Consider the following 25,757-nt stretch of genomic DNA (forward strand, 5'->3'; position numbering starts at 1 on the left):
ACTCCTTAGAAGGCCCGGCGAGGATCGGCGTCGACCCTGGTGAGCACGATGAGCACAGCTTGTTCGGGGAAGAGGACGGGGGACTGGATGCCGGTCGATGCCAGCAGTTGGCCCGAGAGGATGGTTTCGTGGGAGGCCCAAGCGAGGGGCGATTGGCCATTGCCGAGCGCGTCGTCGAGGGGATGGGACAGACTCACGCGGTAGCGGCTGTCCGGGGCAAGGCCGGGAAGCGTGATCCGTCCCGAGGGGTAAGTGGTGGATGCCGTGCGTTGTGTGAGCGCAAAGACGGCGCGCTCGCCGTCCGCTGCGATAACCCCGCGCACATCCAGTGCCGGGTCCGGGAGATCGGCGTGAACGCTGCGGCCCGTGTGGAAGATGTCCCGGTATTCCTTGTGGAAGCTGACCCATTGCGTCAGCTCGGCGGTGTGCTCCGCGCTGATATCGGCGATGTTCCACTCGATGCCAAAATGGCCAAAGATGGCGGTGCGCGCCATGAAACCGAGGCTGTGCTGGCGGCGGGTGGAGTGTGAGCTGGGTCCGCCGATGTGGGCACCCATTAGTTCATAGGGCACCAAAAGTGAGGTGTTGGCCTGGTTGTCGAGTCGCTCGAGGGGGTCGATGCAATCGCTGGTCCAGATCCGGTCGGTGAACTCCAAGATACCCAGGTCCACGCGGGCGCCGCCGGAGGCGCAACTTTCAATTTCCAGCTCCGGGTGGCGTGACTTGAGCTCTCCCAAGAGCCGGTAGAGCGCCAAGGTGGAGTCCCGAACGGCGGCATGGCCGCTGCGCGGATCGGAGGCCTCGAGCAGGTCCCGGTTGTGGTCCCACTTGATGTAACTGATGGGGTATTCGCTCAGCAGGACATCAAGGCGGGTCAGGAGATAGTCGAAGCAGTCGGGGTGGGCAAGGTTGAGCGCCTGTTGCTGCCTGGCGCTGACGGGCCAGCGGCCTGGGGTGTGCAGGATCCACTCCGGGTGGTTCCGGGCCAGCTCGCTGTCGGGGTTGACCATCTCGGGCTCAAACCACAGCCCAAATTCCATGCCTAGACCGCGCACGTGATCGATGATGGGGTGCAGGCCCTCGGCCCAGACGGCGGGGTCAACAATCCAGTCGCCCAGGCCCGCGGTGTCGTCGCGACGTCCCAGGAACCAGCCATCGTCCAGCACAAAGCGTTCCACGCCGACCGCGGCCGCCTTGTCGGCGAGGTGCTCCAAGGTCGTGAGGTCGTGGTTGAAGTACACGGCCTCCCAGGTGTTGAGGGTGACGGGGCGGGGACGGCTCGGGTGGTGCGGGCGGGCCCGGAGATCGTCGTGGAACCGTGCTGAGAGCTCGTCCAGGCCGTAGCCCCAGGAACCCAGCGCCCACGGTGTTGTGTAGCTTTCGCCGGGCGCTAGCACCACCTCGCCGGGAAGCAATAGCTCACCCGCCGTGAGGAAGTTATCGCTCGTGATGGTGCGTTCGGCGCTGATCCGGTGGTTGCCGCTCCAGGCGAAGTGCACGCCGTGGACAAGCCCGCTGCGGTACCCGAAATGCTCGCTTCCGGCCAGCATGAGCAAGGACGCATCGGCTCCGGGACGGCCGCGACGGCTTTCGCGCACATGGGCACCCACCGTGAGCGGGCGACGCTGGGCCGTGCGCTCCTTAAGATGCCGGCCGGTAGAATCCTGCACCGTGGTGGCCGAGGCCGGAAGCGGGAACATCGACGCAAGCTGCTGCAGCTGGTATTCCGTGCTGCCGGTATTGCTCAGTGTGTGGCGCTGCTTGAGGACTCCGGCGGCGGTGAGGGACAGCTCCGTCACGAGGGTCAGCCCGCCCCTCACGTCTTCCGCGGTGATGGTGAGGGAGAAATTCTCGACGAGGGCCGCCGTCGTGGTTAAGGCGGTGGACCAACCGCTGCGGGAGCGCTGTCCGATCAAGGCCGGGGAGCCCTGCCAGCCAAAGGCTTCCTGGGGGAGCAGGGTCAGGCGTGCCGGGAAATCGATGCCTCCGGAGACGCGCTGCGGACGGGCCGCGACGGCCAAGGATTCCAGCTCGGGGTTCGAGAGGACACCGGTCGGGGCGCCCCAATGGATCAGGGCGGGAGTTCCTGCGGTCGTCAGGTCAACGATGACCGAGGTACCGCCGCGGTGGAGCTGCGCGTAGGCAGGGAAGTGAGAAGTGGAAGAGCTCATGGATTAGTTTTACAGCAAAACTAATTGGAGTGTCAAGGGTCACTTTGTGCGCGGATTTCACGTCGATTCCGCGAGAACTAACTTGAATTAGCTTCAATCTGCAATAAACTAGGCGGCATGAACACCGTCATTCCGCTCCCGGACGCCCTGAGTGATTCGGCGCTCGAGCTAGCCCGGCTGGTCCTTGTGCGCGGCCCGATCTCACGTGGTGAGCTGGCCAAGGAGCTCAAGCTCAGCGTGGCCAGCCTGACCCGGTTGGGCAAGCCCCTGATTGATTCCGGCCTGTTGGTCGAGGGTGAGCTGCTGACCGACGGCACCGTGGGCAGGCCCGTGCGGCTGCTCGATGTGCGCAACGACAGCGCGTGGTTTGTGGGCGTCAAGGTTGCCGGGGATGTGTTGCAAGCCGTCCTGACGGATCTGCGAGCCACCGTGTTGGCCGAGGCCTCGCTGCCTTTGCCTGATACCGCCGTTGCCACGGTCGTGGCAGGAATCGCCCGGTTGAGTGAACAGCTGGCCGCCCAACACGGGGTGGTGGTGACCGGCGTCGGGGTTTCCCTCGGTGGCCAGGTGCGGGCCGGCGGGGTGGTGTATCGGGCGCCGTTCCTAGCGTGGAAAGATGTTCCGCTCGGTGCGCTGCTCGCTGATCGTCTCCGCCTGCCCGTGGTCGTGGATAACGACGTCACGGCGCTCGTTGCCGCCGAGCAATGGTTCGGTGCGGGCAAGGAGGTAGCCGACTTTGCCGTCATTACCGTGGGTGCGGGAGTTGGTTACGGTTTGGCCATCCGCAACCATGTCATGCGAACGGCCGACACCGGGCTGGGCCTGGGCGGGCACTTCCCGCTCGATCCCACGGGGCCGATGTGCGCCGATGGGCATCGCGGCTGCTCCACGGCCATGCTGTCGATTCCCAGCATCTGCCTGCAGATCTCCGCAGCCCTAGGGCATCCGGTGGATTACGCGCAGGCACTCGAGCTGGCTGAGGCCGGCAACAAGGTGGCCGTCGCCGTGCTCGAGGCCGCGGCAAAGGCCCTGGGCGTGTTGATCTCCGCCGCCGCAAATCTCACGATGGTTAACACTGTCGTGCTAGGCGGGGAGGGACTTGCGCTCTTTACGAGCCGCAAGGACGCGGTCCTGACGGCGCTGGCCGCCGGTCGCGATCCTGACGCCGATCCCGTGACCCTGCGCGTTGCCTCTGCCGATTTCACGGAGTGGGCGCGCGGTGCGGCAGCCGTGGCGATTCAAGCGCAGGCCTTCGTTCTCTAGCCGGGTCACGGGCTATAGGCATAGTCTGGGGTGACCACGGCACAAACGCGAGGAGGCGGCCACCATGAACGTCGTTCACAGTCTGCGAGAGGCGGCCCACGAGGCCCGGTCACGACTTGCCGTGACGGCGGCCCTGCTCTCGCTAGCGGCACTTCTGGCTGCCTGCAGCCAGGCTACACCTGGCGGTGATGCCTCGAGCGCCCCGGCCAGCAGCTCCCCGACCACCGCTGCCGCCGCGCGCGTCGATCTGACCATCACCTTGACGGAATCTCCCGGTGCCACGCCGCGCGTCTTCCGACTCGTGGCCGACGGTGCAACGCCCTCCGCCGCCTCAAATCTGCCCGATTCCGCGGCCGCACTGGCTGCCGTGGAACAGCACGGCGAAAAGATCTTCTTTGCCCTGCCGGATCCCACGAGAGTCTGCACCCAGCAATACGGTGGCCCGGAAATCGCCGTCGTGACAGGGTGGTTTGAAGATCAAGAAGTCAACGCGAGCTTCAGCCGCACCGACGGCTGCGAGATTTCCCGCTGGCAGGCTCTGGCTCCGCTGTTCGGGGCCTTGGCCGGCAGCACCGGCGCGGTGTAAGCTCCCTCAAACGAACCACTGCGGGGACTGCGCAATTCACCTGAATTGCGCAGTCCCCGCCGTCGTACTGTGAGAGCGTCTTAGCCCTGCGACTCCTGAACCAGCGAGTCGGCGACCTTGGCGTTCTGCGGGATTACCGCGGCGCCCGAGTCGGTGATGATGACCGAGACAAATGTTTCGGTTCCGGCATCACCAAAGGCCACCCGGCCCAGGTAGTTACCCGGAGCCAGACCCGTCCAGCCCAGCGTCACGCTGCCGGACTTGCCGTTGGCGAGCTTCAGCGGGTTCGGCGAGACGGAGGCATTGCCCACGTTGCCGCCCAAGATCGCGGCGTCAACATTGGCCTTGACCGCGCCGCCATCCGTGCTGGAGTACAGATTGGCCAGGACCCGGTACTTGCCCGGCGTCGGATTGCTCAGCGAGAAGGACTCGCTGGAGGACGCCGTGCGCAGGTCGTACACCTTGCCCTGCGGGTTGAACACGACCATGTCGTAGTCAGCGCCCGCATCGGAGGAAATGACCTGGAACTTGGCCAGCTCGGTGCCGACCGGAACGGTGACTTCCTTGAGGTAGTTCGAGGCGTTCGTCCCGACAACCAGCGGGCCGGGCGTCAGCTCAACGGCGCTGGAATCGGCCTTCGAGAGACCATTCAACGTCAATGCCACAGGCGCATTCGTTCCCGAGACCACGGGGATCTTGCCCGTTCCCGTGCCCTGATCGGAGGTGAAGGTGATCTCCGGAGCCACGATGGCGGCGAGCGGCCGCACCGCTACGGGGGAGGTTACGGTAGCGCCTTGCCCCTGCCACACGATGTTACCCATGGCGAACTTACCCAAGGGTGCCGAGGCGTTTTCAAAGGTGACCTTGAAGGTGCGCTGCTGACCCGCCTGAGCGAAGTTCAGCACCGACGGGGTGACCTTGACGTTGACACCGGGAACGTTGGCCGTGGCGCGGTACATACCGGCCTGCAACGCCGTCACGGTGCGGGTGACGGTGACCTTGCCGGCCAGGCTGCCCACGGCGAAGGACGCGAGGTTCATGTCTCGCGGTGCCGTGCTGCCCAAGCCCGGCATGCCCAGGTCGATTCCGGTGCCCTGAATGAACTTCAGGTATTCGGTGTCGCCCGCGTCGTACACCAGACCCGGGGTGAGCGCCTTGACGACGGCGGTTTGGCCGGCGCCCGTGGCGAAGAGGTCGCTGTTCTTGCTGCCGTCCTCATTAACCACATTCGTGGCAGTGGTCATCATGGCCGACTTCACCGTGGCCGGTGACCACGTGGGGTTCTTGGCCATCAGGAGTGCGCCGAAACCAGCAACATGCGGTGCGGCCATGGAGGTTCCGGACATCATGCCGAACTGGTCACCGCCGGTGGCGATGGGGGAGACCCCCGCCAAGACAGCAACACCCGGGGCTGCAACGTCGGGCTTGAGCAGATCAGAATTTGTGGCCAACAGCGGGCCGCGCGAGGAGAACCCGGCAACCTGCGGCTGCGGAGCGACCGGCAGACCAGTGGTATCCGTGCCCACCAAGGTCACCAGAATATCCGGATTGGCCGTGACCTTATCCTTGATCTGCTGGGTCGCCGGAGGATTCACATGCACCGTGGGAACTGCGTGGAGATCCACATCTTCTGAGGAAGAGGTGACGTTGGTGAGGATCATGCCCACGCCTCCCGCACGCTTGACCTCGGCACTCTTGGCCGTACGGTCGATCACGCCGCGATCACAGACAACGACCTTGCCCGCAACCTTCGCGGCATCGAGTGTGCCCGGTCCGCACAATTCGGGGTTGGCGGCACCGGATGCTGCTGCGGTGGTCGCGAGGATCACGTGGCTGGCCGGAACGCCCTGGGCCATCATGCTGGCACCCCGGAACTTGCTGCCGTCCGAGAATTCTGCCGTGCCCTGCAACTCGGAGGAGAAGGAGGTGGCAGCAACCGTGGTCAGCCACGGGGCGCCGTGGTTGACGGTGCTGACCGTGGGTCCGGAGTTACCCGCTGATGCGGCAACGAAAATCCCGGCCGAGGTGGCTGAGAGGAAGGCCAGGGAGACCGGATCCGTGGTGGAGGTGGCGCTGCCAGAGATCGAGTAGTTCAGCACGTCAACACCATCGAGGATGGCCTGGTTGATGGCGGCAACTGCCGAAGAGGAGTAGCAGCCGCCCGTGTCGGGATCGGTATCTTCCCAGCAAATCTTATAGACGGAGAGCTTTGCCGCCGGGGCAACCCCGCTGGTAATACCCATGGCGCGGTCGCCGATGGTGGCGGAAACGTTGGCGTTTCCGGCTGCCGTGCTGCCCGTGTGCGTGCCGTGGCTGCCCACGTCAACGGGTGAGATGACCTCTTCCGGTGCGCGATCCCCGGGTGCTACATAGTCCAGGAAATCATCGGCGAAGTAGTGTGCGCTGAGGACCTTGGAGTTGCAGGCGCTCCCATCGAAGCCCTCACCCTTCTGGCATTCGCCCGAGAAGGTTTCACCGTTGGCCTTGAGCATGGCGATATTGCCATCATCTGTGCGGTAGGGGACACCAACCTGCGGCTCACCCGTCAGGGGCAGCACCTCTTCTCCTGCAAAGAAGGGGCTCGAGGGGGTGTAACCGGTGTCGATGATGCCGACCACGACACCCTCGCCGGCCTTGTCCTGGCCGCCAAATTTTGTGTTCCAGCTACCCGAGGGGCCGCTGAGCCCGAGGAAATCGGTGCTGGAGTAATCAGGTGCATTCTCGGTGTCGGCCGCGACGGCCAGGACGTTGGGGTCCTTGGCCAGGGCGAGGGCCTGATCTGCCGAGAGATCCGCGGAGAATCCGTTCAAGGCCGCGGTGAAGGTGCGCTTGACCTTAACATTTTCCGTCTTGGCGACGGCGGCCTGCTTGTTCTCAAGATGAGCCTTGTACTTCTTGACCTCGGGACGCGAGGAATCTAACTTTTGGCCCGCCTGGGGCTTGGTGGCACTCATGCCGGCCGTGCCGCCGTCGTACATGGCGATGGGCTGCTCGGCGAGGACGACGATGTAACGTCCGGCCTGGTAATCCAAGGGGTCAATCTCCGACTGGGAAATGCCGGACTCGGTGGGTTCGCTCGGGTTGGCCGATGCGGGCAGTGCCCCCACTGTGACAAAAAGCAATGGAAGGCCGGCGCAAAGAGCCACAGCCTTTCGCATTCCTGAGTTTCGAAAGAGAGTTCTTCTCGTTCGTTTCATGGCGCGTGAACCTTTCAACAGGATCTCCGCTAGGCGGCTTACCTAGCGGGTGCAACATGGCGCGACGGTTCGTACCTGAGCATCGAGTGATGAAGTCGGGGGTGCGAAACGATCGAAGCCAACCCCATTAGGCTACTGACCAGTACGAAGTTTGTGACCCCAAACACACGAAGATGGTCATGAACTATCCATACGGCTAGGGGTGGCGCCTAGCAGCCAGGAGGTGCGATGTATTGGTAGGTCAGGGCGAGATCGTAACTCAAGACCGTGCGGGCGGCCGTTCGTTCCCAGCCAAAGGCTCCGGCAAAGACGGAGGCGGCACGGCCCATGTCGATCCGGGTCTCGGGGAAGTCATGCAGTGAGGCAAGAGCCTCGGCCCACAAGGTGGCCGAGCGTCCGTCCACGAGCAGGCCCGTGCGGCCATCGCTTACGGCGCGGGGCAGGCCGCCAACATTGGTGGCCACCACCGGGGTGCCACAGGCCTGAGCTTCCAGGGCCACCAGGCCAAAGGACTCGCTGGAGGAGGGGACTGCCACGACATTGGCGCTGCGGTACCAATCGGCTAATTGCGGCGCCTCGACGGGCGGGTAGATGGTGGCGCAGTCCGTTAACCCGGCGTTGTCGATGAGGGTTTGCAGATCGTACTTATCGTTGCCGCTTCGCGAGCCCAGGAAGGAGAGCTGAAGGTTGATATCGGGGTGTTCCTCCCGCAGGAGTGCCGCCGCCTTGACCAGGACATGCGGGCCCTTGAGACGTTGCATGCGCCCGGCAAAAACGACATGGAAACGCTCCGGCGCGATACCAAGCTCTTGCCGAGAACGATCCCGGAAAGCCGGTTTAAACGTTTTGAGGTCGACACCGGGGGAGACAATATCGATGCGCTGCTCACAGCCGTCATAGTGGCGCTCCAGCTCGGCGGCCTCGGCCGTGGTATTGGCAATCAAGCGCGTTGCCGCCGCCACAATATGTTGCTCGCCATCTTCTCGGATACCAGGCTCGGCGGTCTGGCCTTGTGGCAGGAGATGGTTCTTGACCCGGGCCATGGTGTGCATGGTGTGGACGAGCGGCAGATCGAGCCGTTTAGCAACCAGCAACCCGGCCATCCCGGAAATCCAATAGTGCGAGTGAATGACCCTGACCGGCTCTCCCGGAAGTGCCGCCACATGATCGGCGACGGCGTCCGCCATCTCGGTGATGAGCTCCGGCAGGACCTCCTTGGAAACTTTTGCGGCGGGGCCCGCCGCAATGTGGTGCACCGTGACAAGCGGGGCCAGCTCCACGCTCTCACACTGCGCTGCGGAGACGCGTCGGGTGTAAATGTCAACGGCCACACCCGTGGCGGCCAGTTCTAAGGCGAGATGGCGCACATAAACGTTCATGCCGCCGGCATCGCCACCGCCGGGCTGCTCGAGCGGGGAAGTGTGGAGGGATAGCATGGCGACACGCCGAATCTGATGCACAGCTTTCCTCCGTTGGCTTCGTGGCCGGGCCGGTTGACCCCGCAAATACCTTATATATCTTCCCACTGCTGGGGACCGCTCGCCATCTATAAGGTGCACACGACGCGAGTTGTTCCACGCCCGTGCTACGTGTGAGCGTCGGCACGGGAGCGAAGAATCGAACTGACTCCCAGAAAAGAGGCCTAAAATGGGCTGGTGAGCCCTTTCGTTGCCCCCGTTCCTGAGCGCAGTCCCAGTCTTGAACGGCAAGCCATCATTGACCTGTCCGCGATCGCCAACAATATCCGTCATCTGCGTGAGATTGCCGCCCCGGCCCAATTCATGGCGGTGGTCAAGGCCGACGCCTATGGGCACGGCATGATTCCGGTGGCCCGCACCGCGGTGGCCGCGGGAGCTCAGTGGCTTGGTGCCGTCCACGTGTCCGAGGGTCTTGCGCTCCGTGCCGCCGGCATCGAGGTGCCGGTCTTGTCGTGGCTGCACACGCTGGACACCGATTTCACGGCTGCCGTGGCCAACGAGCTGGATTTGGGCTGCTCCGGTTGGGAGCTTGAATACATTGTGGCCGCGGCCCGCGAGCTGCAGCGCCCCGCTCGAATCCACCTGAAAATTGATACCGGCTTGGGCCGTAACGGCTGTTCCCGCGAGAACTGGCCGGCCCTGGTGACCGCCGCCATGGAGTATCAGGATCAGGGCCTGCTGCGTGTAGTTGGCGTCTTTAGCCACCTTGCCGTGGCCGATGAACCGCAGCGTCCCGAAACCGATGAGCAGCTGGACCGCTTCCGTGAGGCCGTCAACATTGCCGAAGAGGCTGGCGCGCAGCTGGAGGTTCGGCACATCGCCAACACCCCCGCGACCCTGTCCCGCCCCGACTCCCATTTCGACATGGTTCGCGTAGGCCTAGGTATTTACGGGCTCTCGCCGTTTGCGGACCAAAGCTCCGCCGCTTTGGGCCTGACGCCCGCGATGACCTTGGAGACACAGATTGCCCAGTGCAAGGACGTTCCCGCCGGTCAAGGCGTGTCGTACGGGCTGAACTTCATCGCCTCACAGGCCACGACCCTAGGCCTGATTCCCCTGGGCTATGCCGACGGTGTGCCGCGCATTGCCACGGGCGGCCCGGTGCGAGTCAACGGCATCACCTACCCGGTGGTGGGCCGGATCGCCATGGACCAGATGGTCATCGACCTCGGCCCTGAGGGGCGGGCAGGCTTCGAAAATGGTTCGGCGCTTGGTGCCCCGGCCGTCTTGTTTGGTAATGGGGCCGACGGCGGACCCCTCGTTGAGGAGTGGGCGGGCGCCGCCGGGACGGTCAACTATGAGATCGTGACCCGAATCAGCCCCCGCGTTCCGCGTCGCTATGTGGGAGGGGCCCAATGACGCTCTGGGAATTTGCCACGGGCACGGCCGAGGCCACGCAACAGCTGGCAGGGAAGTTGGCCGAACTCTTGCGTGCCGGCGATCTGATCATCCTCAGTGGTGAACTTGGCGCGGGGAAGACCACCTTTACGCAAGGCCTGGGCCGCAGCCTTGGCGTGCGCGAGGGCATCATCTCGCCCACCTTTGTCCTGGTGCGGATTCATCCGAACCTGCCCGACGGCTCCAACCCCGGCGGCCCGGATCTGGTCCACGTTGACGCGTACCGGCTCGCGACCCCGGGCGAGATTGATGACATCGACCTGGAAAACACCATGGATTCCTCCGTCACGGTGGTTGAATGGGGCGTTGACCGGGTGGAACACCTGGCCGCCAGCCGCCTGGAGATTGAGCTCGTGCGGGCCGTGGGGGGCGCCAGCCCTGTCGCCGCTCCCACTGAGGCCGCCGGTGACTTTGCCGGCAGTGACGTGGAGGACAGTGATTTTTCCGCCAGTTTCGATGCTGACGAGGACGACGACGAACCCCGCACCTTGCGCTTGGTGGCCGTGGGGCCGCGCTGGGCAGAGACCGATTTTTCGCTGCTTGGCCAGCGCGTGAACACAACAGAGTAGAGATAAAAATTTCGTGCGAATACTGACTATTGATACCTCGGCTGTTGCTAGCGCAGCCATCCTGGACTTTGACCCCAGCAACCCCGTGAAGACCGCAGAAGTGGTGGCGAACTTCGTCACCGAGGACACGCGCAGCCATGCCGAGGTGCTGGCTCCGGGCGTCAAGTCCCTCTTCGGTGACCCCATCACGGAGGGGCCCGCGCTGGATGCCATTGTGGTGGGCACCGGTCCGGGACCGTTCACGGGTCTGCGCTCCGGCATTGCCATGGCACGGACACTGAGCTTCACGTGGGGTGTTCCGTTGTACGGCATGATGAGCCTGGACGCCCTGGCCCACCAGGTCTTTGACTCACCCGAATACCGCAACGGGGTGGCTGTTGCCCCGCTCGCCGTCCGGGATTTTGTCATCGCCACCGACGCCCGGCGCAAGGAAGTGTACTGGGCTAAATACAGTGCAGGCGCGCAGCTGCTGGACGGGCCTCACGTAGGTCCGGCCGACGACATTTTTGGTGTTCAGGTATTTGGCGCCGGTGCCGGACTCTATGAAGAGGTCCTCACCGCCAACCGTTGCTCCGTGTACGAGCCCTTCGCCCAAGCGCAGCCCACGGCCCTCGAACTGGGCCGCGCGGCGGCTCGCAAGATCACGGCCGCCGGTTCCCTCGAGGCCGCGGGACTGCTGGATTCCACCCCGCTCTACCTGCGCGAGTCCGATGCGAAGGTCCCCGGCCCCCGGAAGCGAGCCCTGTCGTGAGCGTCGAAGCCGCAACCACCCAGCCGGCCGAGCTTCGAGACATGGTCGAGGCCGACATTGACTTCATCGCGGCCCTGGACCAGCAGCTCTTTGGCGTGGACGCCTGGCCGCGGGAGATGTTTGTCGGGGAACTGGCCCAGCCAGAGACCCGACGGTACGTGATCGCGGAGCTGCCGTCCGCCGTCGAGCCTTCCCAAAAAATCATTGTGGGCTATGCCGGGCTCATGTGTGTGGCGCCCATTGGCGACATCCAAACCATTGGCGTGCTGCCGGACTATGAGGGGCGCGGGATGGCCCGGGCCATGCTGACCGAGCTCATCGCCGAGGCCCGGCGGCGCGGCGCGGACGACGTCATGCTGGAGGTCAGCTCCACCAATCCGCGGGCGCAGGCGCTGTACCGACGCTACGGTTTTGAACACATTCACACGCGGCGCAAGTATTACCGTGACGGCTCGGACGGGCTCATCATGCGACTCCCACTCGCCACCGCAGATCTCCCCACAACCTCGAAGGACCCGTCATGAGCCAGGAAAATCCGCTGATCTTGGGGATCGAATCCTCCTGCGATGAAACCGGGGTCGGGCTGGTTCGAGGCACCGAGCTGCTGACCAACACGGTCTCCTCGTCCATGGAAGAGCACGTGCGATTTGGCGGAGTCATCCCCGAGATCGCCTCGCGCGCGCACCTGGACGCCTTCGTGCCCACACTGCAACAGGCGCTGTCCGATGCCGGGGTCACGCTGGAGGATGTGGACGCGATTGCCGTGACAAGCGGACCCGGTTTGGCTGGCGCCCTCATGGTGGGTGTCAGTGCGGCGAAGGCGCTGGCCCTGGCCACGGGCAAGCCGCTATACGCCATCAACCACCTCGTGGCGCACGTTGGGGTGGGATTGCTTGATGAATCCATCGCCGCCATGACCCAGGGTGGTCAGCTGCCGGAGAACCTCGGTGCCTTGCTGGTGTCCGGAGGGCACACCGAGATTTTGCGGGTGCGCAGCATCGCCTCGGATGTTGAGCTGCTCGGCGCCACGATTGACGACGCCGCCGGCGAAGCCTTCGATAAGGTGGCCCGCCTTTTGGGGCTGAACTACCCGGGCGGGCCGGCGATCGACAAGCTGGCACGCGAGGGCAACGCCAAGGCCATCAGGTTCCCGCGCGGGCTGACCATGCCCAAGTACATGGGGACGGCCGAGGCTCCTGGCCCGCACCGCTACGACTTCTCCTTCTCCGGGCTGAAGACGGCGGTTGCTCGCTGCGTTGAGGGCTACGAGGCGCGCGGCGAGGAGGTTCCCTTTGCCGATGTTGCGGCGTCGTTCCAGGAAGCCGTGCTGGACGTCATTACGGCCAAAGCCGTGCTGGCCTGCAAGGAACAAGGCATCACGACCCTGTTGCTGGGTGGCGGCGTGGCGGCCAACTCCCGTCTGCGCGAGCTGGCACACCAGCGTTGCCTGGCCGCCGGCATCACCTTGCTGGTGCCCAAGTTCTCGCTCTGCACCGATAACGGAGCCATGGTGGCGGCCCTCGGCGCGCAACTTGTCATGAACGGTGTAGCCCCCAGCGATCTGGCGTTCGCACCGGATTCCTCCATGCCGGTGACGAGCATCAGCCTCTAGGAGCACCGCCGGAAAATGATGCCGCGTTGGCCGATTATGGCCGTAAAGTGGTGCGGCGTTGTCTGACGAGGCGGTAGGAGATTCCTCCTGCGAACATCAGCAGGCCGGCGAGCACCGCTTCGAGGGGCAGCGTGGCAACGAGGATGACGCAGGCGGCGGCGCCGAGTAGCTGCAGGAATTTGGGGTAGCGGCGGTCGGCGCCGGTCTGGGTCAGCGCGGCCAGATTTGCCACGAGGTAGTAGACCAGCACGCCAAAGGACGAGAATCCAATGGCCCCACGCAGATCGGCCACGGCAATGATCACGACGATGGCCGCGCCCAGCGCCAGTTCCGCACGGTGCGGCACCTGAAATTTCGGGTGAATGGCGGCAAAGTAGCGCGGGAAATCGCCCTCGCGCGCCATGGCCAAGGAAGTTCTTCCCAGCCCCGCGATGAGAGCCAACAACGCCCCCAGCGACGCCAAGGCCGCCCCGAAACGGACCACGGGTGAGGCCCAACTCCAGCCTCCCGCGGCCACCGCCTCGGCGAGCGGAGCTGCTGAGGAGGCGACGCCGTCGGGCCCTAAAATACTGAGCAGGGTCACGGCAATGACCGCGTAGAGTGCGGCGGCGATGGCCAGGGCGAGCAGGATAGCGCGGGGGATGGTGCGCCGCGGATCGCGCACCTCCTCACCCAGCGTGGCGATGCGGGCATATCCGGCGAAGGCGAAAAAGAGCAGCCCGGCCGATTGCGCAATCCCGTACCAGCCGTGGGACAACAGGCCCTCGCCCCTGATCGAGGCTGTGCTGCCGCCCGTGCCCACCCACGCCGCGGTGATAGCGAGGGCCAGAGCGGCGAGGACCAACAGCACGATGATCCGGGCCATGGCGGCCGTCCGGCTGATGCCGCGATAGTTGACAGCCACGAGCAGGACGACGGCGCCGATCGCCACGGGTCGCTCCCACCCGGCGGGTGCAGCATAGGCGGCAAAGGTCATGGCCATGGCCGCGCTGCTGGCGACCTTGCCCACAACAAAGCCCCAGCCTGCGAGGAAGCCTGGCCACTGCCCCAAGCGTTCGCGCCCATAGATGTAGGTACCGCCGGAGGTGGGGTAGGCCGCGGCCAATTGTGCCGACGAGGTGGCGTTGCAGTACGCCACGACGGCGGCCACAGCCAGGCCGATCAGCAATCCCGATCCGGCGGCCTGGGCGGCAGGAGTGAAGGCGGCGAAAACGCCGGCCCCGATCATGGAGCCTAGGCCAATCACGACGGCGTCAAAGGTGCCGAGCCTGCGGGCCAAGTTCTGCGGGTTGCTCATTCACTCGAGACTAGCTGGTTCAGATGAACTGTGAGTAAACGCCGCCGCCGGAAAGTGAACGTCCCCAGGTTGAGTAGTCAGATCATGCCCTTCTGACGTCTCATAGCGGCATTATGTGCCAGGTCAACGGGGAGGAGGAGTTCTACAGTGGTGCCGGACGGGCCCGTGGCCGTGACGGCGATGCTGCCGCCGCAGGCTTGTGCGATCTCGCGCACCAGGGCCAGGCCGAGACCGTAACTGCGGCGTCCACCCAGCGCCGGTGTGCTGCTGTGGGCGAAGCGATCGAAGATGCGGGCCGGGTCGATGCCAGTGATTCCGGCGCCGGTGTCGGCCACGGAGATAGCAATGGTGTTTCCGCGCAGCGCCGTGCCGACCGTGATGACGCCGCCCTCGGGAGTGTGATTGAGGGCGTTGTCGATCAAGCCCAACACGGCCCGATGCAGACTGTTGGCCGGAATACGGACGTGCGCGACGCCGTCGTTCTCGGTGCGCAGCGTGATGTTCCGGGCAGCCGCGTGATCGTTGAGACCTGCAACCGTCGTGGCCACGGCGGCGGATACCTCGAGGGGTTCGGCCGTGTCCTCGCTCTCGCCGGTGGCCGCGAGCAATAATTCCTGGACCGTGGCCGACAGCGCGGCCGTGTCCTGCCGGATCTGGCCCAACAGCCCGGCGGCGTCGCTGCCCGGCGCCACCTTCACCTCGGCCAGTTGCACCCGGGCGTCCAGAATCGTCAGGGGAGTGCGCAGCTCATGGCTGGCGTCTTGGACGAAGCGACGCTGCAGTTCGAGAGCTTTGCCCAGGGGGCGGATGGCGCTGCGGGCGCTGAGCCAGCCAATGCCACCGGCGGCGAGAACTCCAACAATGCCGGCCACGATCATGGCCTTGAGCATGTCGTTGGATTCAACATAAACCCGGGCCGAGGTGTCGGCGGCATTCACATCGGGATGGTCGGAGAGATACAGCATGTACAGTGCTGCCGCGATGATGACGACCACCACCATGAGGGCGATGCTGATGGCAATTCGCAGCCCTACCGTCAGTGCGGCGCGGCGGAGCTGGGGTGAATCCGCGGAGCTCAAGAACCATCCCCAATCTGGTAACCCAGTCCGTGCACCGTGCGGATCACGGAGCGCGAGAGCTTCTTACGTAGGTAGTGCACATAGGTGTCGATGACACTGTGCGAATCGTCGGGGTGGGCCAGGTTCGTCAACAACTCCTGCCGGCTGAACACGCGCTCCGGTTCGGCGGCGAGGAGCGCCAAGAGATCGCTTTCCTTGGCGGTCAGGGCCACCCGTTCCCCATAGGAGGAACGCAAGGAACGGCTCACGGGGTCCAGCACCCACTCCCCGAAGCTCAATAGCGTCGGGGTGGCCGCGAAACTGCGGGTTATGGCACGCAGCCGCGCTCTGAGCTCACCCGCGTCAAAGGGTTTGCTCATGTAGTCGTTAGCTCCGGCGTCGAGCCCGGCGATCTTCTCTGCCGTGGACCCCAGAGCGGTGAGAATAATGGCAGGGGTCGTGACGCCCTTGCGCCGTAGGGCCTGAATCAGCGCCACCCCATCCAGGATCGGCAAGCCGCGGTCAACCACCAGGGCCTCCCAGTCCTGCGTGAGAGCCAGATGGAGACCCTGTTGCCCATCGGGGGCGATCCGAACTTCATAGTCGCCCGATAAAAGCTCGGCGATCAACGGACCCAACACGGGATCATCTTCAATCAACAGGAGCCGTGGCAGCTCAGGGATGTACATGATCCTTATTGTCCTCTGTCGTCACAGGGGCGGGAGCAGTTGAACCGGCCTTGCGACGCTTGAGAAGAAAGCTGATCAAACCCGGTATAACGGAGGCCAGCACCAGAAGCACCGCGATGACATCGATATTCTTGGCGATGATCTCGTAGTGTCCCAGCCACGTCCCCAAGAGGGTGATCGACGCTGCCCACGCGACACCACCAGCAATGTTCCACAACGTGAACTTCTTGTAGTTAAAGTTCGCAACCCCGGCCACCAAGGGAGCATAGGTGCGCACCACGGGAACAAAACGAGCCAGCACAATGGCCCAGCCGCCCCGCTTGGCGAAAAATTCTTCGGTCTCCGTCAGATATTTCGTCTTCAAGATCCGGGCATCGTCCTTGAACCAGCGACGGCCAAACTTCCGTCCCAGCAGGTAACCCACCTGATCTCCGGCAATCGCGGCCACCACCACCACACCAATCAAGACCGGCAGTGACAGATTCAGCTGCTGATGCAACAGCCCGGCAGTGAAGAGCAGCGAATCGCCCGGCAGAAAAGGGAACAACAGCCCCGATTCGATAAAAACAATCAAGGCCACGACGGCCAACGTCGCCGGTCCGAGATCACCCAAAAGGGTAGAAGGATCAATTACATGCAGCACAATGAGTCTCGATTACACAGAAGGGTGGGTGGCGGCAGTAGCATCGCCGGCGCCCCGGAAAAGATTCCACACACCAACAAACAACATTACGCCTGCGCTCGCCGCCAGGAATGAGGCAATAACGTCGCTGGGGTAGTGCACACCAACATAGATGCGAGACCAGGCCACTACAAGAGGTACGACGACGGCCAGCACCATCACCGGCCTGGCCCAGTGAGTCTTTCGCAACAGAAAGTAAAAAGCCCAGGCCAGTCCCACGGCGAGGGCCACATGACCACTGGGAAAGCTAGTGGAGCCGGTTTCCGGGGAGAGCGGGTCAATCAACAAGGCCGGATTGGGCCGCTGCCTGGCGACGATGACTTTGAACAGCTGGCTGGAGAGCCATCCCGCGGAGGCCACACCGCCAAAGGCCAGCGCGTTGACAAATGATGTGCGGAACAACCAGAGGAACAAGCAAACCAGACCGATCATGACGACGCCGCCGACCGGAGAAAAAGCCCTATCAAGCACCATCACCAGGCCCGTCAGAACGCCCACATGACTCTTACTGAGCTCTTGATCCACCGTGAATTCCTCCGAGGTGAACTGCGGGGAGTGGCTGGCGACGACGCCGATCGCGAGGACGGCTAAGGACAAGATCGTTACCCACAGGCCCCAAAATGCCGGCTGTGGGAGCCGGGGCAAGAGAGCGCTCTGGTGCGGAGTCGCGGTGTTTGTGCGGGTGCTCAATGAGTGCATGAGGGAGCTTTCTTCAACAAAAACGTGCGGGACAGTGGCTGGTATTTCCACTGTCCCGCACGTCATCTAAGAACTCTCTAAGAATTCCTCAGACCCACAAAATTGCGGGAGCGTAATGGGATAAAGCCCCTAAAGTGATGCGGCGTCCTAGTCTCTAAGCGGCACGGATGCGCAGGACGAGTGTCCTGGCCTCCGGTCGTAGTGCAAAGTCCGGCCATACATCGGGCCCGCAAGCCCTCGAGCCCAGACCGTGTTGCGCCGCATCGAGGTAAAGATAGCTGTGCTGCGATTCCGGCAACTCATGCGGATGCGGTGCAAGGGCAACTTCCTGGGCCGTGTTCTTGGCCAAGGAGAAGCCAGGGCGTCGACCTAAAGCATCCGGATCTGCTTCAATGCGCAGCCACGGAGCCCCATCGCGGCTCAACTCCACCCAGCGCACATCGCTATGATGGCCAGTCTCCTGTGGCCGGGCGTAGTTGACGTTGAGCTCTTCGAGGGATCCGCCGTGGGTACCCACAACGGCAGAATGCAAACTGTCCGGGTACGATTCCCGCGGGCCCGCGCCAAACCAGGAAGCACCGTCAACCTCGCTAGGAAGATCCAACCGCACACCGATCCGAGGGAACACCAGATCCCAACCAGCACTGGGTGCAATGTCGATCCGCAGCCACAGCTCATCGCCGGAAAGCTGCCAGTTCTCCTCAACGGCAACATCATGTCCGCTGTTGGCGGCGGCATAGCGGCTACGCACGCGCAGACCCTGCGGCAGCGCGGCTACGTCCTCAACGCGGCGCGTGAGTCGGTCCAATCCAGCCTGTTGCCAGACGACGGCCGACGACGGCGCCGGAACACCCCGGCCACTATTGATCCACGGATCCTCGGGACCATAAGCACCAAAGCCCTGACCCTTGTCGTTATCCGTCGGCGCGCGCCATAGCTCGAGCCGGGGACCTGCAACAGGCAATCCTGCCAGCGTAACGAGGGATCCGGCGTCGAACGTGGCCGGACCCAGCTCCACAGGAGCCGCACCAGCGATGGGGGAAGCCGGGCGAGGCACGCGCAACGGCGGCTGCGCAGGGGAGAGATCCAGCTGAGTCTCGCTCAGAGGGTGCCCTGCAGGAGCCCAGGCCGTAGCCTCGCGCAGCACGGCCTCGACGCTCAGCCAGGTCTCACCCTCAGCCGCAGCGACGATGGTGGGCAACGTCAGCGTGAGCGAATCGCCCGCCTGCAAGGGGCCGTTGGCGCCATCTGTAGTGAGTTCACCCGCGTCAACGCGTGTACCGTTATGCTCCACACGCCAACGCAGCACGACGTCGGACGCATCAGAGGTGTGCCGCAGATTCGCTACCGTGAGGCCCGCGTTCCCCTCGGCGTTCAAGGTCAGCGCGAGCCTGATCGGGGAGACGATCTGCTTATACTCAAATAGGCCCGGTGTGGGCGTTGAATCGGAGAGGATCATGCCATCCATGACAAAGTTGCCGTCGTGGATGACCTCGTCGAAGTCGCCGCCGTAGGCAAAGAACTCGGTGCCGTCGGCGGTACGCGTGCGAATGCCGTGGTCACGCCACTCCCACACAAAACCGCCGTGAAGACGCGGGTACTTATCCACAAGATCCTCGTACTGGTCGATCGCGCCGGGGCCGTTGCCCATGGCATGAACGTACTCACAGAGGATGAAGGGGCGGGTGCGCTGACGCGCGGATTCAATGGCGTTGCAGCCCAGGAGCAGCGCATGGGAATCGTTGCGCCCAATGGAATCCGTCTCCGGAATCGAGGAGTACATGCGGGAGTAGACATCCGTGTAGGCTCCCGTGTAGTCGCCCTCGTAATGCACGGGGCGGGAGAGATCGCGCGCATGCGTCCAGGCCGCCATGGCGGCGAGGTTCGCGCCGGTCCCGGACTCGTTGCCCAGCGACCACATGACAATCGAGGCGTGGTTCTTATCCCGCTCGACCGTGCGCTCCATACGGTCCACGAGGGCATCGCGCCAGGCCGGATCATCGCTGGGATTGCCGACCCACTTAAGGGCATGGAAGCCGTGCGTCTCCAGATCGCACTCGAGAATGACCCAGAATCCCAGCTCATCGGCCAGATCCAGAAAACGCGGATGTGGCGGGTAGTGGCTCGTGCGGATGGCGTTGACGTTAAAGCGTTTCATGAGCGCCAGATCCTCACGGGCGCTGGCCTCGTCGAAGACCCGGCCACGATCGGCGTTGGTCTCATGGCGGTTGACGCCGTGGAAAATCACCTTGCGGCCATTGACCAGGAACTGATCTCCCACGATTTTCACGGTGCGGAAGCCCAGGCGCAGCGAAATGCTCTCCGCGGCGCTGGAGACACTTGCGTCGTAGAGGCGCGGCACCTCGGCAGACCAAGGTTCGACGGCGTCAATACTCACCGGGGCGACGTCGGCGGGAGAGTCCCAGATAACCTCAAGTCCCAGCTCGGGCACGCGCAAGGTCACGGGGAACGCGGCAGGATCCGCCGTGATTTCGGGGGTGATCGTGCCGCTGCCGGACCAATCTGTCCGTAGCCAAACATCCGTGAGTCCGCCCACCGGGCGGGCCTGAAGCTTGACATCACGGAAGATGCCGGGGAGCCACCACTGGTCCTGATCCTCGAGGTAACTTGCGGCTGACCACTGGTGAACCCGGACGACCAAGAGATTTTTCCCGGGACGCAGGGCCTCGCTGACATCAAATTCCTGGGCGAGGCGGCTGCCGGAGCCAACCCCAATCTCCACTCCGTTAACCCAGACCTTGTAGCGGGACTCGACGCCGTCAAAGCGCAAGGTCAGGGCCGCCGTCGTGCTCTCAAACCAGCTGTCCGGGACGTCAAAGGTACGGCGATAATCGCCCGTGGGATTAGCGTCCGGGACAAACGGGGGATCGATTGGGAAGGGGTATTGCACATTGGTATAGATGGGGCGGCCGTACTTGCCGTCCTCGGCCAGGACCCAATGCGAGGGAACGGCCAGGGTGTCCCAGCTGGAGTCGTCGAAGGACTCGGAGGCAACGCCTTCCACCGTTTCTCCCGTGGGAAGCACGGACCCGGCCCCGGGAGTACCCGGAGCAGTGGGCAAGAGGCGGAAGCGCCAATCCCCATTGAGGGACAGTGACGGGGCATCGCTGTTCAGCCACGAGCGGGCCGGAACACGGAGGCCGGAACCGGGGCCTTGATCGGTGATGTAGGAGGAAGACATTACTTGACTGATCCTTCTGTGAGGCCGCCGCGCCAGAAGCGTTGCAGAACTACCATGGCGATGGCGAGGGGGATGATGGACAGCAACACTCCGCCGGTGGTGAGCTGGTAAAACTCCGGCAGGCGATTGACCTGGCTGAGCCACGTATTCAGGCCCAGGGTCACAGGGTAAAGCTTGGTGTCTGAAAGCATGACGAGCGGGAGGAAGTAGTTGTTCCATACGCCAACCAGCTGGAACAAGAACACGGTGACCAGCGCCGGTGTCAGGACCCGCAGGCCAACTGTGTGGAAGATGCGGATTTCCCCGGCGCCGTCGAGGCGGGCGGCCTCCAACAGGGCCGGGTCCACGGTGGCTTGGGCGTAAATTCGGCACAGGAATAAACCAAACGGGGACACGAGCGAGGGTAGTAAAACGCTCCAGTACGTGTTGGCCAGGCCCATCTGGCTAAAGAGCAGGAAGAGCGGAAGGGCTGTTGCCGTTCCGGGTACCAGGACACCGCCAAGAATGATGCCAAAAACGAGGTTATTGCCGCGGAACTGGTATTTTGCCAGGGCGTAGCCTCCGGCCGCGGCAATGTAGGTGGCCAATAAGGCGCCAATGCCGGCGTAGAGGATCGAGTTCAGGAACCAGCGGACAAAGATACCGTTGTCGTAGCTGAGAACTTGGGACAAGTTATTCCACAAATTGAAGTTCGCGGCGAAAGCGAAGCCGTTGGTGGAGAAGAGATCCGCCGTTGATTTGGTCGACGCCACAAGAACCCAGTACACGGGAGCCAGGAAGTACAACGCCGCCACCACCAAAATGCCGGTGACAACAATGGTGGTGCTCTTTTTCGTCCCGGGCTTATGTACCTTGGCCGAGGGCTTTGCCGCCGGTTTCGTGACGGGCTTAGTCAGCTGTGTGGTCATGATGACTTCCTATTCGAGAACGCCAGGAAGGCGAAGGAGAGCGTAAAAGCCACCACGGCGATGAGGACCGCCTGTGCCGCGGCGACGTTGTAGTCGTTGTAGGCAAAGGCCGTGGTGTAGGCGCTGAGGTTGGGGGTGTATTGGCTGTCAATGGCTGGCGAGACGGTTTGCAAAACCTGAGGTTCGGCGAAAAGCTGCAGGGTGCCAATGATGGAGAAAATGGTGGTCAATACTAGGGCCGGACGGATCAGTGGGAGTTGAATGGTCCAGGCCACCCGGACGGGGGAGGCCCCGTCAACCTTGGCGGCCTCGTAGACCTCGGTGGGGATGGCCTTGAGCTGGGCGATGATGATGAGCATGTTGTAACCGGTGTAGCTCCAGGTCACGATGTTCGCGATGGACCACAGCACAGCGCTGGGGCCTAGGAAGTCGGGGGAGAGGCCAAACCAGCCGGCAATATCAATCAGCGGGCTCAATCCGGGCACGTACAAGAAGGACCACAGGATCGTGGCGATGACACCGGGTACACCGTAGGGCAGGAAGAACGCGGCGCGGAAGAATCCGGGCCAGCGTGCCGAGGCGGCCTCCAGTAGGAGTGCCAAGATGGTGGCCAGAACAATCATGACCGGTACCTGCACCACACCGAATAGGAGCATTCGTCCCATGGACGCAACGAAGTTTCCGTCCGCCAGAGCTTGGGCGTAATTGGAGAATCCTGCGAATTTGCTCGTGACTCCGGTCTCGCCAAACAAGCCACCACGGGTGACCTTGGTGAAGCTGGAGATCACGGCCACGATGATGGGCAGGATAAAGGTCAGCAGGAAGAGAGCCAGAAACGGAGCCAGCAACAGCCATGGGGCGCGGGTGACGGCGGAAACCCGCCGGGTGCCGCCGCGCCGGTCAGCTGCCGGACGGGATTCTCTCTGTGGGGTTGTGATGCTCATGCCGATTCCTTCCGGATGCTCAGGCCGCTGTTTTTAAAGACGGTCATGATCTTTTCTTCTGCCGCAACAACGGCATCCACGAGGGTGGTACCGGAGGCTTTTTGTCGGAATCCATCGCTGAGAATGTTGAACGACTGCTGCTGGGAGGGCCACCAGGACCACTGCGTGTTTTGTTCGAGGGCTGCCGGGGCGAAGATGTCCTGGTTGTAGTTCTGGCCGCTAAAGAAATCCGAGGGCTGCGTCCGCGGGGTGCCGATGATCTCCGGGGCCGGTGACCAGCCAATGCCGCAATGTTCAATTTCGGCGTCGATTCCCTCTTGCGTGGAGGTTAGCCACGCGGCGAACTCCAGCGCCTCACGGGGATGTTTGCTATTGGCCATGACGCCAACAGTGGAGCCGCCCTGGTAACTGGAACCGTATCCTCCAGAGCTCCAACGCGGCATGTCGGCCACCTGCCACTTGCCTGCTCCTCCGCTGATGCCGGCGATGAGTGCGTCAGCCCAGCTGGCCGAGGTCAGCGTGGCGATTTCACCCTTTCCTGCTGCCGCGAACCAACCCGGAGAAAAGGGGGTGAAACCAGTCTGGACGAGGTCCTTGTCGATGGCCTTGTCGAAAAAGCGGGCCACCTCCAAGGTTGCCTCGTCACTCATGTTAATGACCCAGCCGTCCTCGTCGGCGCGAAACCAGGAAGCGCCGGCCTGGGCTGCAAAGGCGGTGAATACGGCGGCATCGGACAAGGGGAAGCAATCGATGTAGGTTTTGGCCTTGCGCAGTTCCGCCGCGACGTCGGCCCATTCGTCCCAGGTTGCAGGAGCCGTGGCGCCGACCTTGGCAAAGAGCTCGCTTTGGTAGTACGTGGCCATGGGGCCGGAGTCCTGTGGGATGCCATAGACGCCGCCGGCGAAACTTACCTGATTCCACAAGTTTTTGTCGTAGCGGCCGGCGAATTCCGCGGCTCCGTAGCGCGAGATGTCCACGAGCCCATTGACCATCATGAAGGACGGAATGACACCGAACTCTACCTGTGCCAGATCGGGGCCACCGCCGGCGGCGAGTGCTGAATACAGCTTCGGGTAGCCGCCCTGGTTTCCGCTGGGGATCCACACGGTTTTAACCTGAACATTCGGATTCGCGGCGTTCCAGATATCCGCCACAACCTGCAGATCCTTGAGCCAGGACCAGTATTCAATGGTGATCTTCTCACCAGTTGTTGAGGCGATGGTGGGCGCCGTATTGACCGAATGAGTTCCAGGCGTGGCGCAGGCAGACAGTAGTCCCAGGGCTGCGGTACCTAAGCCGCCGTGCAGCAACTGCCTTCGAGTAACAAGGGGCATAAGGGTTCTCTCACTTCATTGTGGGTATGCGTACGCCAGTTTTACGAGCAAAAAGCGTTGATGGTCACATACCGTGTTTACCGATTGGTGAAGAAGTTACCACAAATATCGAGTGTGTACTCGAATTTAGATGACGTTAAGCCGTCATGTGCATTAGGCTGACATTTCATGACCACCTCTTCCGCTTCGGCGCCCAAGCGCGGCCCATATGCCAAGTCCAAGCAACGGCGTGAGAATATTGTGATCGCCGCGCATGAAGTCTTTGCCGAACATGGTTACAAGGGCGGTTCCTTGCAGGTTGTTGCCGACAGGGTGGGGATGAGTCAAACCAGCCTGTTGCACTACTTTCCGTCCAAGAGTGCGCTTCTGTTGGCTGTGTTGAATTGGCGCGATACGGTGACGGGCGACGGCGGGTCCCGCAGTCCAGAGGAATCGCTGGCCTCCGCCGTGATTCGGCAGGCTCGCTTCAACGAAACCGTCCCGGGGGTCGTCGAGCTGTATACGGTGCTCTGCGCCGAATCGCTGACTGCCAAGCATCCTGGACGCGATTATTTTACGCAGCGTTACGAGGGATTGCGCCGCAGCTACTCCAGATCATTTACCGCGCTCGCGCGCGAAGGACGGCTGCGCTCAGGGGTGGATCCCGAGCGCGCAGCAGCAAGCCTGATTGCTCTCTGGGACGGTATTCAGACGCAATGGCTCATGGACCCAGACAGTGTGGACATGGCCCAGTGCCTGCAGGACTACCTGGACTTCCTGATTCTCCCGGAGTGAGAGTCGGCGCGGCTGTTGCTTAGCTGTTGAGCAAAATCAGCGCCGTATCTAGGGTGGTCAGGGCCTGGGGGTTGTCGACGCGAGCCAGGGTCATGGCAGCGATGACCAGGGAGCTCAGGACGGTGGCGAGCTGCTCATGGGTGGCCCTGCCTATCTCGGGGCGGTGGGCGGCGATGCCGCGCAGCAAGGAGGCGCTGAGTTCCTTCCGGTACCCGGCGATGGTGAGGCTGACCGCCTCCTCATTGGAGATAGGAGAACCGGCAGCGTTCAGTAGTAGGCAGCCGTTGTCGGAGGGTAGGGTGCCTCGCCGAGCAAGCGCGTCCCGCAAGCCGGTGAAATAGTCGACGATGGCGTCAGGTTCCACAACAGGAGCGTTCAAAGGCAGTAGTCGTGGGCGGATAATTTCGCCGAGGTAACTCGTCAGGGCGGCATCAAAGAGTCCCCGTTTGCTGCCAAAGGCGTGATAAATACTGGAGCGACTCAGCCCTGTGGCGCGCTCAAGATCCGGCAGGGAAGCATCCTCGTAGCCGTGCTCCCAAAACACTGTCCGCGCAGCACGGATCGCCTCCTGCGTATCAAATGCTTGCGCGCGTCCCATGGGCCCCTCATTTTGTAGATCGATCGGTTCAATATATAGTGGACTAGTCAATACATAATAAGCCATGGGTGACGGTTCCCGGAACCAAAGCACCCCGTGAGGAGTTGTTCAGCGTGGTTATCATCGGTCTCGTGTTCGCAGGCATTGCAGCGCTCATTCATGTCTACATTTTCTTCTTGGAGTCCATCGCATGGACCGGAGAACGCAGCCGCGCCACCTTTGGCCTGGCCAGCAAGGAAGAAGCCGAGCTGACCAAGTCCTTGGCCTTCAACCAAGGGTTCTACAACTTGTTCCTAGCGCTGGGAGTTCTGGCCGGAATTGTGGTGCTGGCCGTGGCCAGCTCGCCGGTAGCCACAGCGGTTGGCGCCACCTTGGTATTTGTTGGAGCAGGCTCCATGGCAGCCGCCGGAGTGGTCTTGTTGCTCTCCAGCCCGAGCAAGGCCGGGGCTGCACTCAAACAACTCGTGCCGCCGCTCCTCGGTGTCTTGGCGTTGGCCCTTGGCCTATCCCTCTGATACCCGCTACTTTTCACTCATTCCACAAGAAA

The 25,757-nt window shown here is 63.1% G+C and carries 22 protein-coding genes; 9 read left to right on the top strand and 13 right to left on the bottom strand.

Annotation, left to right across the window (positions count from 1 at the left end; genetic code table 11):
* Positions 1 to 5: 5 nt before the first annotated feature.
* Positions 6 to 2,171, bottom strand: a complete 2,166-nt coding sequence (locus CVS30_RS13405) for an alpha-galactosidase (protein WP_110485839.1) — start codon at positions 2,169 to 2,171, stop codon at positions 6 to 8.
* 117 nt (positions 2,172 to 2,288) lie between these two features.
* Between CVS30_RS13405 and CVS30_RS13410 the strand changes: the two genes are divergently transcribed.
* Together CVS30_RS13410 and CVS30_RS18475 are read left to right on the top strand one after the other, a co-directional pair.
* Positions 2,289 to 3,434 (top strand): ROK family transcriptional regulator, encoded by a 1,146-nt coding sequence (locus tag CVS30_RS13410; protein ID WP_110485840.1) that lies wholly within the window; start codon positions 2,289 to 2,291, stop codon positions 3,432 to 3,434.
* 64 nt (positions 3,435 to 3,498) lie between these two features.
* On the top strand, positions 3,499 to 4,020 hold the full coding sequence (locus CVS30_RS18475; RefSeq protein WP_306418780.1) for a serine protease inhibitor: 522 nt from the start codon (positions 3,499 to 3,501) through the stop codon (positions 4,018 to 4,020).
* A gap of 80 nt (positions 4,021 to 4,100) precedes the next feature.
* On the opposite strand, the gene CVS30_RS13420 is transcribed toward CVS30_RS18475, so the two are convergent.
* Both CVS30_RS13420 and mshA read right to left on the bottom strand, forming a co-directional pair.
* Positions 4,101 to 7,217, bottom strand: a complete 3,117-nt coding sequence (locus CVS30_RS13420; RefSeq protein WP_442320000.1) for a S8 family serine peptidase — start codon at positions 7,215 to 7,217, stop codon at positions 4,101 to 4,103.
* Positions 7,218 to 7,426: 209 nt separating this feature from the next.
* On the bottom strand, positions 7,427 to 8,677 hold the full coding sequence (gene mshA, locus CVS30_RS13425) for a D-inositol-3-phosphate glycosyltransferase (RefSeq protein WP_110485842.1): 1,251 nt from the start codon (positions 8,675 to 8,677) through the stop codon (positions 7,427 to 7,429).
* A gap of 195 nt (positions 8,678 to 8,872) precedes the next feature.
* Between mshA and alr the strand changes: the two genes are divergently transcribed.
* From alr to tsaD, 5 genes are read left to right on the top strand one after another with little or no spacing between them, the layout of a single operon-like run.
* The gene (gene alr, locus CVS30_RS13430) at positions 8,873 to 10,054 is read left to right on the top strand and encodes an alanine racemase (protein WP_245934600.1); all 1,182 of its coding nucleotides are present in this window, start codon (positions 8,873 to 8,875) and stop codon (positions 10,052 to 10,054) included.
* Entirely contained in the window at positions 10,051 to 10,662 is a 612-nt protein-coding gene (gene tsaE, locus CVS30_RS13435) for a tRNA (adenosine(37)-N6)-threonylcarbamoyltransferase complex ATPase subunit type 1 TsaE (protein WP_110485844.1), read from the top strand. Before alr ends, tsaE begins: the two co-directional genes overlap by 4 nt.
* Before the next feature lie 13 nt (positions 10,663 to 10,675).
* Positions 10,676 to 11,413 (top strand): tRNA (adenosine(37)-N6)-threonylcarbamoyltransferase complex dimerization subunit type 1 TsaB, encoded by a 738-nt coding sequence (gene tsaB, locus CVS30_RS13440; RefSeq protein ID WP_110485845.1) that lies wholly within the window; start codon positions 10,676 to 10,678, stop codon positions 11,411 to 11,413.
* Positions 11,414 to 11,454: 41 nt separating this feature from the next.
* Positions 11,455 to 11,937, top strand: a complete 483-nt coding sequence (gene rimI, locus CVS30_RS13445) for a ribosomal protein S18-alanine N-acetyltransferase (protein WP_110485890.1) — start codon at positions 11,455 to 11,457, stop codon at positions 11,935 to 11,937.
* Entirely contained in the window at positions 11,934 to 13,025 is a 1,092-nt protein-coding gene (gene tsaD, locus CVS30_RS13450; RefSeq protein ID WP_110485846.1) for a tRNA (adenosine(37)-N6)-threonylcarbamoyltransferase complex transferase subunit TsaD, read from the top strand. Before rimI ends, tsaD begins: the two co-directional genes overlap by 4 nt.
* A 34-nt stretch (positions 13,026 to 13,059) precedes the next feature.
* Here the strand turns inward: tsaD and CVS30_RS13455 are convergent, their stop codons facing one another.
* From CVS30_RS13455 to CVS30_RS13495, 9 genes are all read right to left on the bottom strand, one after another.
* Positions 13,060 to 14,322, bottom strand: coding sequence for an APC family permease (locus CVS30_RS13455; protein WP_110485847.1), 1,263 nt, complete (start codon positions 14,320 to 14,322; stop codon positions 13,060 to 13,062).
* Between the two features lie 77 nt (positions 14,323 to 14,399).
* Positions 14,400 to 15,401 carry a sensor histidine kinase gene (locus tag CVS30_RS13460; RefSeq protein WP_245934601.1) on the bottom strand — a complete coding sequence of 334 codons (1,002 nt, stop codon included), beginning with the start codon at positions 15,399 to 15,401 and terminating at the stop codon, positions 14,400 to 14,402.
* Positions 15,398 to 16,069: a response regulator transcription factor gene (locus CVS30_RS13465; RefSeq protein ID WP_110485848.1), complete on the bottom strand. Its 672-nt coding sequence runs from the start codon at positions 16,067 to 16,069 to the stop codon at positions 15,398 to 15,400. The genes CVS30_RS13460 and CVS30_RS13465 overlap by 4 nt, the downstream gene beginning before the upstream one ends.
* Positions 16,056 to 16,712 carry a DedA family protein gene (locus CVS30_RS13470; protein WP_245934602.1) on the bottom strand — a complete coding sequence of 219 codons (657 nt, stop codon included), beginning with the start codon at positions 16,710 to 16,712 and terminating at the stop codon, positions 16,056 to 16,058. The genes CVS30_RS13465 and CVS30_RS13470 overlap by 14 nt, the downstream gene beginning before the upstream one ends.
* Before the next feature lie 12 nt (positions 16,713 to 16,724).
* Entirely contained in the window at positions 16,725 to 17,450 is a 726-nt protein-coding gene (locus CVS30_RS13475; protein WP_181419804.1) for a phosphatase PAP2 family protein, read from the bottom strand.
* 154 nt (positions 17,451 to 17,604) lie between these two features.
* Positions 17,605 to 20,652: a glycoside hydrolase family 2 TIM barrel-domain containing protein gene (locus CVS30_RS13480; RefSeq protein WP_110485851.1), complete on the bottom strand. Its 3,048-nt coding sequence runs from the start codon at positions 20,650 to 20,652 to the stop codon at positions 17,605 to 17,607.
* Entirely contained in the window at positions 20,652 to 21,560 is a 909-nt protein-coding gene (locus CVS30_RS13485; RefSeq protein WP_110485852.1) for a carbohydrate ABC transporter permease, read from the bottom strand. Before CVS30_RS13485 ends, CVS30_RS13480 begins: the two co-directional genes overlap by 1 nt.
* Positions 21,557 to 22,504 (bottom strand): carbohydrate ABC transporter permease, encoded by a 948-nt coding sequence (locus CVS30_RS13490; protein WP_110485853.1) that lies wholly within the window; start codon positions 22,502 to 22,504, stop codon positions 21,557 to 21,559. Before CVS30_RS13490 ends, CVS30_RS13485 begins: the two co-directional genes overlap by 4 nt.
* The gene (locus CVS30_RS13495) at positions 22,501 to 23,838 is read right to left on the bottom strand and encodes an ABC transporter substrate-binding protein (RefSeq protein WP_110485854.1); all 1,338 of its coding nucleotides are present in this window, start codon (positions 23,836 to 23,838) and stop codon (positions 22,501 to 22,503) included. The genes CVS30_RS13490 and CVS30_RS13495 overlap by 4 nt, the downstream gene beginning before the upstream one ends.
* Before the next feature lie 168 nt (positions 23,839 to 24,006).
* Here CVS30_RS13495 and CVS30_RS13500 point away from each other — a divergent pair, with 168 nt between their 5' ends.
* Positions 24,007 to 24,612, top strand: coding sequence for a TetR/AcrR family transcriptional regulator (locus CVS30_RS13500; protein WP_110485855.1), 606 nt, complete (start codon positions 24,007 to 24,009; stop codon positions 24,610 to 24,612).
* A 19-nt stretch (positions 24,613 to 24,631) separates the two neighbouring features.
* Here the strand turns inward: CVS30_RS13500 and CVS30_RS13505 are convergent, their stop codons facing one another.
* Positions 24,632 to 25,210 carry a TetR/AcrR family transcriptional regulator gene (locus CVS30_RS13505; RefSeq protein WP_110485856.1) on the bottom strand — a complete coding sequence of 193 codons (579 nt, stop codon included), beginning with the start codon at positions 25,208 to 25,210 and terminating at the stop codon, positions 24,632 to 24,634.
* 113 nt (positions 25,211 to 25,323) lie between these two features.
* Between CVS30_RS13505 and CVS30_RS13510 the strand changes: the two genes are divergently transcribed.
* On the top strand, positions 25,324 to 25,725 hold the full coding sequence (locus CVS30_RS13510) for a DUF1304 domain-containing protein (protein WP_110485892.1): 402 nt from the start codon (positions 25,324 to 25,326) through the stop codon (positions 25,723 to 25,725).
* Positions 25,726 to 25,757 lie beyond the last annotated feature (32 nt).

Source organism: Arthrobacter psychrolactophilus (assembly GCF_003219795.1).
GTDB lineage: Bacteria > Actinomycetota > Actinomycetes > Actinomycetales > Micrococcaceae > Specibacter > Specibacter psychrolactophilus.